This window comes from Streptomyces malachitofuscus (assembly GCF_055571035.1).
Map to the genome: position 1 here is coordinate 20,002 of NZ_JBVIGA010000007.1, position 15,073 is coordinate 35,074.

General features: G+C 73.6%; 13 protein-coding genes. 7 read left to right on the plus strand and 6 right to left on the minus strand.

What is annotated here, in order from left to right; genetic code table 11:
* Positions 1-214 precede the first annotated feature (214 nt).
* On the minus strand, positions 215-5,092 hold the full coding sequence (locus tag ACZ44S_RS12155; RefSeq protein WP_466927525.1) for an ATP-dependent helicase: 4,878 nt from the start codon (positions 5,090-5,092) through the stop codon (positions 215-217).
* 80 nt (positions 5,093-5,172) lie between these two features.
* Here ACZ44S_RS12155 and ACZ44S_RS12160 point away from each other — a divergent pair, with 80 nt between their 5' ends.
* From ACZ44S_RS12160 to ACZ44S_RS12170, 3 genes are read left to right on the plus strand one after another with little or no spacing between them, the layout of a single operon-like run.
* Positions 5,173-6,174 (plus strand): AraC family transcriptional regulator, encoded by a 1,002-nt coding sequence (locus tag ACZ44S_RS12160; RefSeq protein ID WP_466927529.1) that lies wholly within the window; start codon positions 5,173-5,175, stop codon positions 6,172-6,174.
* Complete coding sequence (locus ACZ44S_RS12165; RefSeq protein ID WP_466928070.1) at positions 6,075-6,791, plus strand: AzlC family ABC transporter permease; 717 nt, start codon at positions 6,075-6,077, stop codon at positions 6,789-6,791. Before ACZ44S_RS12160 ends, ACZ44S_RS12165 begins: the two co-directional genes overlap by 100 nt.
* Positions 6,788-7,096, plus strand: coding sequence for an AzlD domain-containing protein (locus tag ACZ44S_RS12170; protein ID WP_466927532.1), 309 nt, complete (start codon positions 6,788-6,790; stop codon positions 7,094-7,096). The genes ACZ44S_RS12165 and ACZ44S_RS12170 overlap by 4 nt, the downstream gene beginning before the upstream one ends.
* 54 nt (positions 7,097-7,150) lie before the next feature.
* Here the strand turns inward: ACZ44S_RS12170 and ACZ44S_RS12175 are convergent, their stop codons facing one another.
* Entirely contained in the window at positions 7,151-8,095 is a 945-nt protein-coding gene (locus tag ACZ44S_RS12175; protein ID WP_466927535.1) for a hypothetical protein, read from the minus strand.
* Positions 8,096-8,173: 78 nt separating this feature from the next.
* Here ACZ44S_RS12175 and ACZ44S_RS12180 point away from each other — a divergent pair, with 78 nt between their 5' ends.
* The 4 genes from ACZ44S_RS12180 to recX all read left to right on the plus strand — a co-directional run bounded on the left by ACZ44S_RS12180 (position 8,174) and on the right by recX (position 11,853).
* A complete protein-coding gene (locus tag ACZ44S_RS12180; protein ID WP_466927537.1) occupies positions 8,174-8,368 on the plus strand; it encodes a DUF3046 domain-containing protein in 195 nt (64 codons plus the stop codon).
* Between the two features lie 59 nt (positions 8,369-8,427).
* Positions 8,428-9,690, plus strand: coding sequence for an AI-2E family transporter (locus ACZ44S_RS12185; protein WP_466927540.1), 1,263 nt, complete (start codon positions 8,428-8,430; stop codon positions 9,688-9,690).
* Positions 9,691-9,918: 228 nt separating this feature from the next.
* Entirely contained in the window at positions 9,919-11,037 is a 1,119-nt protein-coding gene (recA, locus tag ACZ44S_RS12190) for a recombinase RecA (RefSeq protein ID WP_466927542.1), read from the plus strand.
* Positions 11,038-11,040: 3 nt separating this feature from the next.
* Positions 11,041-11,853: a recombination regulator RecX gene (recX, locus tag ACZ44S_RS12195; protein WP_466927545.1), complete on the plus strand. Its 813-nt coding sequence runs from the start codon at positions 11,041-11,043 to the stop codon at positions 11,851-11,853.
* A 42-nt stretch (positions 11,854-11,895) separates the two neighbouring features.
* On the opposite strand, the gene ACZ44S_RS12200 is transcribed toward recX, so the two are convergent.
* The 4 genes from ACZ44S_RS12200 to ACZ44S_RS12215 form a co-directional block, all read right to left on the minus strand.
* Positions 11,896-12,309 carry a rhodanese-like domain-containing protein gene (locus ACZ44S_RS12200; protein ID WP_466927546.1) on the minus strand — a complete coding sequence of 138 codons (414 nt, stop codon included), beginning with the start codon at positions 12,307-12,309 and terminating at the stop codon, positions 11,896-11,898.
* A complete protein-coding gene (locus ACZ44S_RS12205) occupies positions 12,306-12,833 on the minus strand; it encodes a cupin domain-containing protein (RefSeq protein ID WP_466927548.1) in 528 nt (175 codons plus the stop codon). Before ACZ44S_RS12205 ends, ACZ44S_RS12200 begins: the two co-directional genes overlap by 4 nt.
* A gap of 70 nt (positions 12,834-12,903) precedes the next feature.
* A complete protein-coding gene (locus tag ACZ44S_RS12210) occupies positions 12,904-12,951 on the minus strand; it encodes a hypothetical protein (RefSeq protein WP_309506048.1) in 48 nt (15 codons plus the stop codon).
* Between the two features lie 119 nt (positions 12,952-13,070).
* Complete coding sequence (locus tag ACZ44S_RS12215; RefSeq protein ID WP_466927549.1) at positions 13,071-14,696, minus strand: FAD-dependent monooxygenase; 1,626 nt, start codon at positions 14,694-14,696, stop codon at positions 13,071-13,073.
* Between the last annotated feature and the right edge of the window lie 377 nt (positions 14,697-15,073).

Sequence of the window (15,073 nt, forward strand, 5' to 3'; positions counted from 1 at the left end):
GTCTTGGGAGGGCGGCAGGCCGTCGACGCTGCCCAGCAGTGGGCGCAGGGTGCCCGGCGGGGCTGTTGGGCCTCGCGGGGTGCTGTGACAGGTGGGCGTGGCCGGCCGGGGCCGTTCCCGGTGGGCGGTGGGGGCCGCGGGGTCCCTTCAGGAGCGGCGGGCCCCTCCGCGCACTCGGGCCGCTGGAATCAGGGGGCCGGGCCGGTCGGCCGGGTCACGCGCGCAGGCGCAGGCCCCGGGGGGTGGCCACGAAGCCCGCGGTCTCCAGGAGGGCGCCGAGGGGGGACGTGAGGGCGGAGGTGCCGTTGACGCGCTCCACCGTGACCGTGCCGAGGGAGCCCGCGCGGGCTGCCGCGGCGAGGGCTTCGGCGGCGGCCGGCAGACGGGGGTCCGAGGCGGGTTCGCCGTCGGGGGCCGCGGGCCAGGCCAGCAGCGTCTTGCCGCCGCGTTCCATGTAGAGCGTCAGTTCGCCGTCCACCAGCACCACCAGGGAGCCCGCCTTGCGGCCGGGCTTGTGCCCGGCACCGGTCGGGGGCTCGGGCCAGCCCAGCGCGGCACCGTAGGCGTTCGCCGGGTCCGCGGCCGCGAGGACGACGGCCCGCGCGATGGCGTCGGGGCCGGTGCGGCGGCCGGCGAAGGGGTCGTACGACGGACGTCCGCCGTTCTGCCAGGAGGGCGGGGCCTGCGGGGCCGGATCGCGCGGCGAGACGTAGTCGCCCGCTGAGAGGCGCGGGTACGGGCCGTCGTCCGGGCCGGGGAAACCGTCGCCGTCCAGGGCCGTCTCGAAGGGGGCTGGTCCGCCGTCGAAGGGACCGGGCGCCGCGTCCGGGGCGGCCGGGAGGGCCTCTCCCCGCTCGCGGGCGTTGGCCGCCGCGCGGAGGCGGTCCACGGCACCGTCCATCGCGAACTGGGCGGCGCCCAGACCCTCGACCACATAGCCGCGACGGGCCTGTCCGGTCTCCTCGAAGGCCGACAGGATGCGGTACGTCGCCGAGAACCCGCCCTCGACGCCCTCCGCGGCGACCGCTCCCCGCGTCACCACACCGTGCCGGTCCAGCAGGGTGTGGGCCAGCGCGTGCGCGCGGACCGTGGGGTCGGCCTCCCGGGCGGGGGTCAGGGACCAGCGTCCGGCGACGGTCGGCGGACCGGTGCGCGAGGCGGTCCGGGCGGCCGCCGTGAGCGAGCCGTACCGCCCGCGCGGGACGGAGCGCTTCGCGCGGTGGGCGGTGGACCCGGCCGTGCGGCCGGAGCCCAGCAGCGAGCGCAGGGGGGTGAGCGTGTCATTGGTGAGCCGCCCGGACCAGGCGAGGTCCCACAGTGCGTCGGCCAGTTGGGGATCGGTGGCCTCGGGGTGGGTGGTGGCGCGGACCTGGTCGGCGATCTGGCGGAAGAAGAGGCCGTAGCCGCCGGTGAGGGTGTCCAGCACCGACTGGTGGAGCGCGGTGAGCTCCAGCGGGTGCGGAGGCGGCAGGAGCAGCGGGGCCGTGTCCGCGAGATAGAGGGAGACCCAGCCGTCCTTGCCGGGGAGCGAACCGGCACCGGCCCACACCACCTCTCCGGCGGCCGTGAGCTCGTCCAGCATCCCGGGGGTGTAGTTCGCCACCCGGGACGGCAGGACCAGCTTCTCCAGGGCGGACGCGGGCACGGACGCGCCCTGCAGCTGCTCGACGGCGCGCACCAGGCCGTCGATGCCGCGCAGGGTGTGCCCCTTGCCGATGTGCTGCCACTGGGGGAGGAACTGGGCGAGCGAGGCCGGTGGCACCGGCTCCAGCTCGTGCCGCAAAGCGGCCAGGGAACGGCGGCGCAGCCTGCGCAGCACGGCGGCGTCGCACCACTCCTGTCCGATCCCGGCCGGATGGAACTCGCCCTGGACGACCCGGCCCGCCGCCGAGAGCCGCTGCAGGGCGCCCTCGGTGACCGCCACGCCGAGGCCGAAGCGGGCCGCCGCCGTGGCCGAGGTGAACGGGCCGTGGGTGCGTGCGTACCGCGCGAGGAGGTCGCCCAGGGGGTCCTTGACGGGTTCGGTGAACGCCTCCGGCACACCGACCGGAAGTGCCGTGCCCAGCGCGTCACGCAACCGGCCGGCGTCCTCCACGGCCGCCCAGTGGTCGGTACCGGCCACCCGCACCCGGATGGCGCGCCGCGCGGAGGCGAGCTCCCGCGCCCACGCCGGCTCCGCGCCGCGCTCGGCGAGCTCGGCGTCGGTGAGCGGGCCCAGCAGCCGCAACAGGTCGGCCACGCCCTCCGCGTCCTTCACGCGCCGGTCCTCGCTGAGCCACTGCAGCTCACGCTCCAGCTCGGTCAGCACCTCGGCGTCGAGGAGCTCGCGCAGCTCCGCCTGGCCGAGCAGCTCGGCCAGGAGCCGCGAGTCCAGCGACAGCGCGGCGGCGCGGCGCTCGGCGAGCGGGGAGTCGCCCTCGTACAGGAACTGGGCGACGTACCCGAACAGCAGGGAGCGGGCGAAGGGCGACGGCTCGGGGGTGGTCACCTCCACCAGCCGCACCTTGCGGGACTCCAGGTCGCCCATCAGCTCGACGAGTCCGGGAACGTCGAAGACGTCCTGGAGGCATTCGCGGACGGCTTCCAGGACGATCGGGAACGAGCCGAACTCCCCGGCCACCTGCAGCAGCTGGGAGGCACGCTGACGCTGCTGCCACAGCGGGGTGCGCCTGCCGGGGTTGCGGCGGGGCAGCAGCAGCGCGCGGGCGGCGCACTCGCGGAACCGCGACGCGAACAGGGCCGAGCCGCCCACCTGGTCGGTGACGACCTGGTCGACCTCGCCCTTGTCGAAGACGACGTCGCCGGCTCCCACGGGGGCCTGGTCCGCGTCGTACTCGGTGCCGGCCTTCATCGGCTCCTGGTCGAGCAGGTCGAGACTCATCAGGTCGGCGTCCGGCAGCCGCAGCACGATGCCGTCGTCGGCGTGCATCACCTGGGCGTCCATGCCGTACCGCTCGGAGAGGCGGGCGCCCAGCGCGAGGGCCCACGGGGCGTGCACCTGGGCACCGAACGGGGAGTGCACGACGACCCGCCAGTCGCCCAGTTCGTCGCGGAAGCGCTCGACGACGATGGTGCGGTCGTCGGGCACGTGGCCGCAGGCCTCACGCTGCTCGTCGAGGTAGGACAGCACGTTGTCCGCGGCCCAGGCGTCCAGCCCCGCCGCGACGAGCCGCAGCCGGGCGTCGTCCCTGGACAGCGCGCCCACCTCGCGCAGGAAGGCGCCCACCGCGCGGCCGAGCTCCAGTGGCCGGCCCAGCTGGTCGCCCTTCCAGAACGGCAGCCGGCCCGGCACTCCCGGCGCCGGGGAGACGAGGACCCGGTCGCGGGTGATGTCCTCGATGCGCCAGGAACTGGTGCCGAGGGTGAAGACGTCACCCACGCGGGACTCGTAGACCATCTCCTCGTCCAGCTCGCCGACCCGCCCACCGCCCTTCTTCGGGTCGGAGCCCGCGAGGAACACCCCGAAGAGGCCACGGTCGGGGATCGTCCCCCCGGAGGTGACGGCCAGCCGCTGGGCGCCGGGACGGCCGGTGATCTCGCCCGTGACCCGGTCCCACACCACGCGCGGGCGCAGCTCCGCGAAGGCGTCGGACGGGTAGCGGCCGGCGAGCATGTCCAGCACGCCCGTGAAGGCGGACTCGGGCAGGGAGGCGAAGGGCGCCGTGCGGCGGACCAGGGCGAGCAGGTCGTCCAGCTGCCAGGTGTCCATGGCCGTCATGGCGACGAGCTGCTGGGCCAGGACGTCGAGCGGATTGGCGGGGACCCTCAGGGACTCGATCGCCCCGGTGCGCATCCGCTCGGTGACCACGGCCGCCTGCACCAGGTCGCCCCGGTACTTCGGGAACACGACGCCCGTGGAGACCGCGCCCACCTGGTGTCCCGCGCGGCCGACCCGCTGGAGGCCGGAGGCGACGGACGGCGGGGACTCCACCTGCACCACCAGGTCGACGGCGCCCATGTCGATGCCGAGCTCCAGGCTGGACGTGGCGACCACCGCAGGCAGCCGGCCCGCCTTGAGGTCCTCCTCCACCAGGGCGCGCTGCTCCTTGGACACCGAACCGTGGTGGGCGCGCGCGATGACCGCGGGCGCTCCCTGGGCGGCCCCGGAACCGCCCATGAGCTCGGCAGGGGAGTGGTGCTCGTCCAGCGGCTCCCCGGTGGCCCGCTCGTAGGCGATCTCGTTGAGCCGGTTGCACAGGCGCTCGGCGAGGCGGCGGGAGTTGGCGAACACGATGGTCGAGCGGTGCGACTGCACCAGGTCGGTGATCCGCTCCTCGACATGCGGCCAGATCGACGGGCGTTCGGCACCCTCCGCACCCTCGGCGACCGGGGAACCGCCCAGCTCCCCCAGGTCCTCCACGGGCACCACCACGGAGAGGTCGAACTCCTTGCCGGACTCCGGCTGCACGATCTCCACCTTGCGGCGCGGGGAGAGGTACCGGGCGACCTCGTCCACCGGGCGCACCGTCGCCGAGAGACCGATGCGGCGGGCCGGGCGGGGCAGCAGCTCGTCCAGCCGCTCCAGGGAGAGAGCCAGATGCGCGCCGCGCTTGGTGCCCGCGACCGCGTGCACCTCGTCCAGGATCACCGTCTCCACGCCCGTCAGCGCGTCGCGCGTGGCGGACGTCAGCATCAGGAACAGCGACTCCGGGGTGGTGATCAGGATGTCCGGCGGCCGGGTGGCCAGGGAGCGGCGCTCGGCCGGCGGGGTGTCGCCGGAGCGGATGCCGACCTTCACCTCGGGCTCCGGCAGCCCCAGCCGCACGGACTCCTGGCGGATGCCGGTCAGCGGGCTGCGGAGGTTGCGCTCGACGTCGACGGCCAGGGCCTTCAGCGGCGAGACGTAGAGAACGCGGCACCGCTTCTTGGGGTCGGCGGGCGGAGGTGCGGAGGCCAGCTCGTCGAGGGCGGCGAGGAAGGCGGCCAGGGTCTTCCCGGAACCGGTGGGGGCGACCACCAGCACGTCCGAGCCCTCCCCGATGGCCCGCCACGCCCCTGCCTGGGCGGCGGTGGGCGCGGAGAACGCCCCCGTGAACCAGCCGCGGGTCGCGGGGGAGAAGCCGTCCAGGGCTCGGTGCGGATCGCTGACCATGCGTCCATCGTGCACCCGGCCACTGACATTCGGGCCGGGGGACGGGCGGGGGCCGGCCGGGCCCGCGTGACAATGGCCGTATGGCGGAATCGCGCAAGGAGCGAGCGCGGCACTGGCAGTACGACGAGCTGCCCGGTGTCGATCTGCTGCGGGCCCGGTACATACGCAAGACGTTCGTCCGGCACACCCACGAGCACTTCGTGATCGCCGCCATCGCCGACGGGGTGGAGGTGTTCCACCACGGCTCCGGCGACGTGTACGCGGGCGCCGGAGCGCTCGCCCTGGTCAACCCGGACACCCCGCACACGGGCAGGGCGGGTGTCCCCGAGGGATGGCAGTACGGTGCGGTGTACCCGTCGCCGGACGTGGTGGCCGCGATCGCCGCCGAGACCACCACGCTGCGCGGGGCGCCGGGATTCGTGACGCCGGTGCTCGACGATCCGTACACCGTGCAGCTGGTGCACCAGGTGCTGCGGGCCACCGACGAGGGCAACGCGCTGGCCGCCGACACGCTGCTCCGCGTGGCGGTGACCCGGCTGCTGCGGCTGAACGGCGGGACGCTGCCGCGACGCGAGGTGCCCACGGCGGGCGCCCGGATCGCGGCACGCGCGCGTGCCGTGCTGGAGGAGCGGATGGCCGCGCCACCGACCCTGGAGCGGCTGGCCGCCGAACTCGGTACCAGCCCGTTCGCGCTGCTGCGCGCGTTCCGGGACACCTACGGGATGCCGCCGCACACCTGGCTCACCGACGCGCGGGTACGGCGGGCACGGCGGCTGCTGGACGCGGGGACGGCGCCGTCGGAGGCCGCCCTGACGGTGGGTTTCACCGACCAGCCGCATCTCAACCGGCACTTCAGCCGGATCGTTGGCGTGCCGCCGGGCGCCTACCAGCGTGAGCGCAAGAACGTACAAGACGCGCGGGATCGCCGTCCCGTACCGTCCGGGGCGTGGCAGTGGAACGGACTACAGCAGCACCCGCGGACATACGGGACGACGGCGGAGGAAAGCCCGACGGCGCCGTCGTACGGGACGCGCTCGGCGTCGGGATCGCCGTCGGACTCTCCGGGTTCGCCTTCGGAGTGACCTCGGCGGGCAGTGGGCTCACCCTGCTGCAGACCTGCGCGCTGAGCCTGCTGGTGTTCACCGGCGCCTCCCAGTTCGCGCTGGTGGGAGCCCTGGCCGCCGGAGGGGGGCCCTTCACCGCCGCCGCGGGGGCGTTCTTCCTGGGCGTGCGCAACGCCTTCTACGGGCTGCGGCTGTCGCAGCTGCTGGCGCTTCCCCGCGCGGTGCGGCCGTTCGCCGCCCAGTGGGTCATCGACGAGACGGCCGCCGTGTCGCTCGCCCAGCCCACCCGGCGCAGCGCACGCATCGGCTTCCTGGTGACCGGGCTCAGCCTGTACGTCCTGTGGAACCTCACGACGCTGCTCGGTGCGCTGGGCGCGGAGGCCATCGGGGACACCGACGCGTGGGGGCTGGACGCGGCCGGCCCGGCGGTCTTCCTGGCGCTGCTCGCCCCGATGCTGCGGACCGGCACCGAGCGGACCGTCGCCGGTGTCGCCGTCCTGCTGGGGCTCGGCCTGCTGCCCGTCCTGCCGGCCGGGGTGCCGGTCCTGGTGGCCGCGCTCGCGGCACCGGCCGTCCTGTGGGCGCAGGGCCGCAGAAGTGTGGCGCGCGGCGACGTGAGGGAGGAGAAGCGTTGAACATCTGGATCGCGATCGGCGTGACCGTCCTCGGCTGCTACGCCGTGAAGCTGGCGGGGCTGCTGGTGCCCGCCGGGGTCCTCGAACGCCCCCTCGTCAGGCGTCTGGCCGCGCTCCTGCCGGTCGCCCTGCTCGCGGCCCTGACGGCCCAGCAGACCTTCTCCGACGGCCAGGCCCTGGTCCTGGACGCCCGCGCGGCCGGACTGGCGGCCGCCGCGGTCGCCCTGGTCCTGCGCGCCCCGTTCCTGCTCGTCGTCGGGGCGGCGGTCGTGGTGACGGCGGGGGTGCGGGCACTGGGCGGGTGAGACTCCCCCCGCGGGCGGCCACACGGGCATGAACGCCGCCGCGAGGCACGACGCTCAGTCGACGGCGCGGCCGTATGCCACCAGGGTGCGCAGGGCCTCGATCGTCACCAGCGAGCGGGCCTCCAGGGACGGGCCAGGGGCCCACTGGCGCCAGCGGACGGGCCAGCCGCCGTCCTCCCGCTGCTCGGCCGAGAGGAAGTCCAGGGAGCGTGTCATCTCCTCGTCGGTGAACCACGCGCGCGCCAGGGAGCCGGGCGTCCGCGCGTAGTCGTGCGGGAAGTGGTGCTCGCCCGGGGCGTAGCCGGCTGCGACCGGGTACGCCCCGAGGTCGTCCGGGTCGAGGGCCGCGAGCCGCTGCTCGCGCACCAGACGGCCCAGCCGCTCGGCGGCGGCCTTCGCGCGGGCGCGGTCCGGCGCGTGGTCCAGGAAGGCCACGGCGGCCTCGATCTCGTAGGGGTGCGACCTCTCCAGCCACTCCGCTGCCTGCCAGCAGAAGTCCGTGGCGCGGAAGAGCCAGGCGTGCCACACCCCGTTGCGGTGCAGCAGCCCCACCACCGGCCCGGTGGCCAGCAGCTCGCCGGGCGGGTCGTCCACGACCGGGACGAAGGGCGCCACCGGGTAGCCGCGCTGACTCGGATGGATTCCCGGAAGCGCGCCGTCCGCCGTGGAGACGGACGTCAGATAGCGGCACACGTCCTCCGCGCGCCGGCCGCCGCAGCGCCCCACGGCGTCCAGCACGCGCAGCGCGCGGGCGGTGTGCAGCGGCTGGCTGACCGGGCCGCGCAGATCGGGCTCCAGCACATGGCCGTATCCGCCGTCGTCGTTGCGGTAGGCGTCCAGCGCCCTCTCCACCGGAGCGGCGTCGCCGCCGCGGAAGTGGTGGGCGAAGAGATGCTGCTCGAGCACCCGCGCGGTGAGCCAGATGAACCGCTCCGCCCGCGCGAGCGCGCCGCGCGGCGGTGTCGTCGGGGGCGGTGGGGCAGCTCCGGTGTCGGCCATGGGACCGACCGTAGGCGCAAAGCGGCGCCGGCAGGCGCGGTGGACCGGGGGCACCCCCACAGGCGGGATACTGGAGGCATGCGGTTGACGGTTTTCTGGGAGCGGATGGCGGAGCACTTCGGCGCGGGCTACGCCGACACCTTCGCGCGCGACCATGTCATGGCCGAGCTCGGCGGGCGCACCGTGTACGAGGCGCTGGCGGCCGGCTGGGACGCCAAGGACGTCTGGCAGGTGGTCTGCACGGTGATGGACGTTCCCCGGGAAATGCGCTGATCGTCACAGAGACAACCCGGGTGCGGACGACCGCCACCCGTGTGGGTGAAACTTGAGCCGTGGCACCCACTGACGAGACCGGGCCGGCGGACCGGCACCCCACCCCGCCCGGCGCGCCGTCGCCCGCAGAGCCTCCGGTGGGCCCCACGGCTGCGCCGGGCGCCCGTATGCCGCGCTGGCTGCCGCGCGCCATGGTGCTCGCGCTCGCGCTCATCGCCGTGTTCCAGCTGGGCAGCTGGGCCTTCCACCAGCTCACCGGCCTGCTGATCAACGTCCTGATCGCGTTCTTCCTGGCGCTCGCCGTCGAACCCGCGGTGAGCTGGATGGCCGCGCGCGGGGTGCGCCGGGGTCTGGGCACCTTCCTCGTCTTCCTGGGCATCCTGGTCGCGGGGGCGGGTTTCGTCACGCTGCTCGGATCCATGCTCGCGGGGCAGATCGTCAAGATCGTCGAAGACTTCCCCAACTATCTCGACTCCGTGATCAACTGGATCAACACCCACTTCGACACCGAGCTGCGCCGGGTGGACATCCAGGAGGGCCTGCTGCGCTCCGACTGGCTGCGCACCTACGTCCAGAACAGCGCCACCGGGGTGCTGGACGTGTCCGCGCAGGTGCTCGGCGGTCTCTTCCAGCTGCTGACCGTCGCCCTGTTCTCGTTCTACTTCGCCGCCGACGGTCCGCGGCTGCGGCGCACCGTCTGCTCCCTGCTGCCGCCCGCGCGGCAGGCCGAGGTGCTGCGCGCGTGGGAGATCGCCGTGAACAAGACCGGCGGTTACCTGTACTCGCGCGGACTGATGGCACTCGTCTCCGGCCTGGCGCACTTCGTCCTGCTGGAGTTCCTCGAGGTGCCCTACGCGCCCGTGCTGGCCGTGTGGGTGGGGCTGGTGTCGCAGTTCATCCCCACCATCGGCACGTATCTCGCGGGCGCGCTGCCCATGCTCATCGCCTTCACGGTCGACCCCTGGTACGCGCTGTGGGTGCTGATCTTCGTGGTGATCTACCAGCAGTTCGAGAACTACGTGCTCCAGCCCAAGCTGACCTCCAGGACCGTGGACATCCACCCGGCGGTCGCCTTCGGGTCGGTCGTCGCGGGCACCGCCCTGCTGGGCGCGGTGGGGGCGCTGATCGCCATCCCCGCCGTCGCCACCCTCCAGGCGTTCCTGGGTGCGTACGTGAAGCGGTACGACGTCACGGACGACCCCCGTGTGCACGGTCACCGCGGCCCTGGCGACGGGCCGCGCATGCTCGTGCGCGCCCGCCGGTTGTGGATCGGCAGGCCGGGCGCGGCGCGCCCCGGTGACTCGGACACCGAGCCTTCCTGAACCCGGCCGCCCATCCGCGGGTGCGGCGCGGCGCGGCTTGACACGAAAATCGAACATCTATTCTTATGGGAGCGCCGGTGAGGCTCAGCGAAGGGCGTTCCGTCCCGGTTGGGGCAGAAAGGTGCCTTCGTTATCCACAGGCCGGACGTGCGTCGGGGCGCGTTGTCAGTGGCAGGCGTTAGCGTCTTTGACGTGAAGCGATCGACTCAAGCAAACCGGGTGGAACCCATGGCAGGAACCGACCGCGAGAAGGCGCTCGACGCCGCGCTCGCACAGATTGAACGGCAATTCGGCAAAGGCGCGGTCATGCGCATGGGCGAGCGCTCGAAGGAGCCCATCGAGGTCATCCCGACCGGGTCGACCGCGCTCGACGTGGCCCTCGGCGTCGGCGGTCTGCCGCGCGGCCGTGTGGTGGAGATCTACGGACCGGAATCCTCCGGTAAGACGACACTGACGCTGCACGCGGTGGCCAACGCGCAGAAGGCCGGCGGCCAGGTCGCCTTCGTGGACGCCGAGCACGCCCTCGACCCCGAGTACGCGAAGAAGCTCGGCGTCGACATCGACAACCTGATCCTGTCCCAGCCGGACAACGGCGAGCAGGCTCTGGAGATCGTGGACATGCTGGTCCGCTCCGGGGCCCTCGACCTCATCGTCATCGACTCCGTCGCCGCGCTCGTCCCGCGCGCCGAGATCGAAGGCGAGATGGGCGACAGCCACGTGGGTCTGCAGGCCCGCCTGATGAGCCAGGCCCTGCGGAAGATCACCAGCGCGCTCAACCAGTCCAAGACCACCGCGATCTTCATCAACCAGCTCCGCGAGAAGATCGGCGTGATGTTCGGCTCCCCGGAGACCACGACCGGTGGCCGCGCCCTGAAGTTCTACGCCTCGGTGCGTATCGACATCCGCCGCATCGAGACCCTCAAGGACGGCACCGAGGCGGTCGGCAACCGCACCCGCTGCAAGGTCGTCAAGAACAAGGTGGCGCCGCCCTTCAAGCAGGCCGAGTTCGACATCCTCTACGGCCAGGGCATCAGCCGCGAAGGCGGCCTGATCGACATGGGCGTGGAGCACGGCTTCGTCCGCAAGGCCGGCGCCTGGTACACGTACGAGGGCGACCAGCTCGGCCAGGGCAAGGAGAACGCCCGCAACTTCCTGAAGGACAACCCCGACCTCGCCAACGAGATCGAGAAGAAGATCAAGGAGAAGCTGGGCGTCGGCGTGCGGCCGGAGGACCCCGCCGCCGAGCAGGGCGCGGACGCCGTCAGCGCGGCTGCGGCCGAGCCGGCCGCGGTACCGGCCCCGGCGGCCAAGGGCTCCAAGTCCAAGGCCGCGGCTGCCAAGAGCTGACCCGTGACCCGACGAACCGACTGGGCCGAGTACGAGTTCGACGCTTCCGGTGCCCCACGGGGGAGGGGCACCGCAGGCGGCCGGGGCTCAGCCGCGGGCGGTGATGCGGCGTACGACGACAGCACCGGCGCGGGCGGCATCCGGGACGAGGACTCCGGCGACGGCAGGCGGCGCGGCGGCGGTGCACGGGCGGGCGGCTCGCGTGACGGCGGGCCGCGCGGTGGACGCGGGCGCGGGCGCCGGTCCTTCGGCGACGCGGCCGCGGCGGACGGGGGCGCCTCTTCCTCGTCGAGGGCAGAGCGGGAGGGACCTCCGGGGGACCCGGTCGAGCGGGCGCGGGCCATCTGTCTGCGCCTGCTCACCGGGACCCCGCGCACCCGCAGACAACTGGCCGACGCCCTGCGCAAGCGGGAGATCCCGGCCGAGGCCGCCGAGGAGGTGCTGTCCCGGTTCGAGGACGTCGGACTGATCAACGACAGTGCCTTCGCGGACGCCTGGGTGGAGTCGCGGCACCACGGCCGGGGGCTGGCCCGGCGGGCACTCGCGCGCGAGCTGCGCACCAAGGGCGTCGACCCGGCGCTGATCGACGCCGCAGTCTCCCAGCTCGACTCCGAGCAGGAGGAGGAGACCGCGCGCGAACTGGTCGCCCGCAAGCTGCGCGCCACCCGCGGGCTGGACCGTGACAAGCGCATCCGCCGCCTCGCGGGCATGCTCGCCCGCAAGGGCTACCCCGAGGGCCTCGCCCTGCGCGTCGTCCGGCAGGCGCTGGAGGAGGAAGGCGAGGACACCGAGTTCCTCAACGACGAGGAGTTCTGAGCAGGCGGGGGCCGGCGCCCGGGCAGCCCGCGACGTTACGCGCTACGCGGGCACCACAGGCAGTTCCGCCGACCGCCAGGCCTGGAAGCCGCCCACCAGATCGGTGGCCCGGTGCAGTCCCAGCCGTTGGAGGGACTCCGCGGCCAGGCTGGACGCGTAGCCCTCGTTGCAGATCACGATCACGCGCAGCTTGTGGCTCGTCGCCTCGGGAAGGCGGTGGCTTCCCCAGGGATCCAGGCGCCACTCCAGTTCGTTGCGCTCGACGACGAGAGCGCCGGGGACGAGCCCGTCCCGCTCCCGCAGGGCGGCATAGCGGATGTCCACCAGCAGCGCCTCGCCGGCGAGGGCGGCCTCATGGGCGTCCCGCGCCTCGACGCGTTCATAGCCTTCGCGCACTCGCTCCAGCAGCTCGTCGATCCCGACGGGATCGCCGGACAGCTCGTTGGTCCTGTTCACTGCCAGTCCTCCGGCCGTTCGACCTGTTCCAGTCGCAGCAACCGGCCGCTGCGGCTGTAGCGGCGGATCTGCGGCAACGGTGGGTAATAGGCGTGCACGGACACCGCGTGCCGGTCCAGGGACTGGTTGAACACCTCGTGCAGATGGTGCCGCCCGAAGGCCCGTCCCTGCCCGGCCGTCAGCCGGCGATCCCGGTCCACGCCGTCCGTCAGTTCCAGGGTTCTCCAGCCGTCGGTGGGCAGCCGCGCGGCGAGCGAGTTCTCCCTCAGCTCGCCCGCCGCGGTGATGAAGGCACCGACGGAGTCGGCGTGGTCGTGCCAGCCGGTACCGGTCCCCGGCGGCCAGCCGATCAGCCAGGCCTCACTGCCGCGCGGCCCGTCGAGTCGCACCCAGGTGCGCCCCTCGGGGTCGAGCGGAAGGGAGGCGATCAGCTCGGCGTCGGCGGCGGTACGCCGTACGAAGTCGAGGAGGTCCGCCTGAGTGGGTGCGGCGACGGGGGCCGGGACAGGGGAGGGGACAGACACGTGCACCGTCCTGAAGAGGTTCGCGACGGACGCGCGCAGCGGCGCGCGCCGGGAGGTGAGAAGCGGCGAATCAACAGGACGGACGACACACGCAGCCCGCATAGCGGACGAGGTCCATGTGGACCCGCCGCCACAGGTGCACGCAGGTGTCGGTCACGAGGCGGAGTACACCACGAGGCGGTTCACGGTTCAACTCGACGTCACCATGCGGACCGTGAACCGTGACGACGGCCCGCCTCAGCGCGACCCGGCCCCCGCATCGGCCTTCGCACCCGCATCGCCTCCCGCCTTCGCCCCGACGGGCCCGCCGAGCACCGCCTCCGCCGCCGCGTACAGATCCGCCGGGCGGACCCCGCTCAGCGCGGTCACCAGGTGGCCGTCGGGGCGGACCAGCAGCACGGTGTGGGCAGCAGCCCCCGGGTAGCTCTCCGCGACCAGCAGTTCCGCCCGGTGCGGCAGTGCCGAGACGGCGGCGGCCAGCCGGGGCATGATCCCGGCGGACACCCAGTGCCGGCGCTCCCACACACCCGTGCCGGGAGCGATCAGCACCACCAGGAGCGCACCGCGGCCGAGCCGGTCCCGCAGCTGCACGAACGTGCCGTCCTCCGCGGTGACCCGCACATCCGTCACCGCCTCCCCGAGAGCCGTCCCGACGGGCGCTTCGCCCTCGAGCCTGCCGGGCGCGAGCGGCGAACCGGCGTACGACCCAGTCGAGCCCAGGGGACCCCGTCCCAGGTGACCGTCCATCAGGAGCGCGTCATGCCCCCGCGCGGAGCCAGGGACGTAGGAACGCAGCCCTCCGCCGCCGCGCACCAGCGGCAGCGCCTGGTCGGCGGCGCGCAGCCGGGAGGCGACGATCGCCCGACGCTCCGTCTGATAGCTGTCCAGCAGCGCCTCGTGCGGACCGTGGTGCCAGGCCAGCGCCAGCTTCCAGGCCAGGTTGTCGGCATCGCGGAGCCCTTCGTCCAGCCCGTGCGTGCCCAGTGTGCCGAGCAGATGAGCCGCGTCCCCGGCGAGGAACACCCGGTCCGCCCGCCAGCGCCGGGCCAGCCGGTGGTGCACGGTGTGCACACCGGTGTCCAGCAACTCGTACGGCGGGGTCGGACCGTTGGCCCATCCGGCCAGCGTCTCCCGCACCCGCGTCAGCAGCAGTTCGGGCGTGACCAGATCCTTGCCGGGCGGCAGCAGCCAGTCCAGGCGCCACACCCCGTCCGGCAGCGGCCGCGCGGTGATCTCCCCGGCCGAGGGACCGGACGTGCGCCACGGCGGCAGCCGGTGCAGCAGGGCCTCGTCGTGCCAGGGGAGCTCGGTGCGCAGCGCGGCCACGGCGTGACGTTCCACCGCGGTGCGCCCCGGAAAGCGGATGTCCTGGAGCTTGCGCACGGTCGAGCGCGGACCGTCGCAGCCGACCAGATAACTGCCACGCCACCACGTGCCCGCCGAGCCACGGGTGCGGGCGGTGACGCCGGACGGTTCCTGCTCCATGGTGTCCAGCCGGCTGTCCGTGGCGATCTTGACGAGCCGTTCGCCGGCGAGGGCGGTACGCAGGGCACCCGTCACGACGTGCTGGGCGATGTGCAGCGGAGCGGGATCGGCGTCGCCGAAGGCCACCTCGCGCATCACCTGCTTGCGCCGCATCGACCGCCATCCGGCCCAACGCGCTCCGGCGTGCGCGAGCGGTACCCCGGTCAGCCGCTCCAGAAGCGCGGCCGTGTCCTCGCGCAGGACGACGGTGCGCGCCGGACGGGGTTCGTCCTTGCCCGGCCCTTCGTCGAGGAGTACGCACGGCACCTCCTGGCGTGCCAGCGACAGTGCGAGCGTGAGCCCCACGGGCCCGGCTCCGACGATGATCACCGGGTCCACGGCGCGGCGCCCCCTGCCCGAAGCGACGTCCGAAGGGACGGGGAGGAACAGGAAGATGGAGCAGGGTGCACGATCACAGAACGTATGCAACCTATTGCCGGTGCTTGCGTCAAGTGACCGAAGGCCGGTGGCGATCATGAAGTGGGGAGGGGCCCGTCACAGCACTTGACTGCTCATCACACGAGTCCGGGGAGTTCCGCTCCGCCGTACCAACCGGGCCGGCCGGTCACTCGACATGGTTGTGGGGGGGGGGGGGGGGGGGGGGGGGGAAAAAGGGGGGGGGGAGGGGGGGGGGGGGGGGGGGGGGGGGGGGGGGGAAAAAAGACACAAACCCCCCCATGAGGGGGACCCCCCCAGGAAAAGGAAGACCACCCCTA

Bases quoted from the DNA above. Each gene is read 5' to 3' on its own strand.
- ACZ44S_RS12155 (WP_466927525.1), bottom strand. From the start codon at position 5,092: ATGGTCAGCGATCCGCACCGAGCCCTGGACGGCTTCTCCCCCGCGACC.
- ACZ44S_RS12160 (WP_466927529.1), top strand. From the start codon at position 5,173: ATGGCGGAATCGCGCAAGGAGCGAGCGCGGCACTGGCAGTACGACGAG.
- ACZ44S_RS12175 (WP_466927535.1), bottom strand. From the start codon at position 8,095: ATGGCCGACACCGGAGCTGCCCCACCGCCCCCGACGACACCGCCGCGC.
- ACZ44S_RS12180 (WP_466927537.1), top strand. From the start codon at position 8,174: ATGCGGTTGACGGTTTTCTGGGAGCGGATGGCGGAGCACTTCGGCGCG.
- recA (WP_466927542.1), top strand. From the start codon at position 9,919: ATGGCAGGAACCGACCGCGAGAAGGCGCTCGACGCCGCGCTCGCACAG.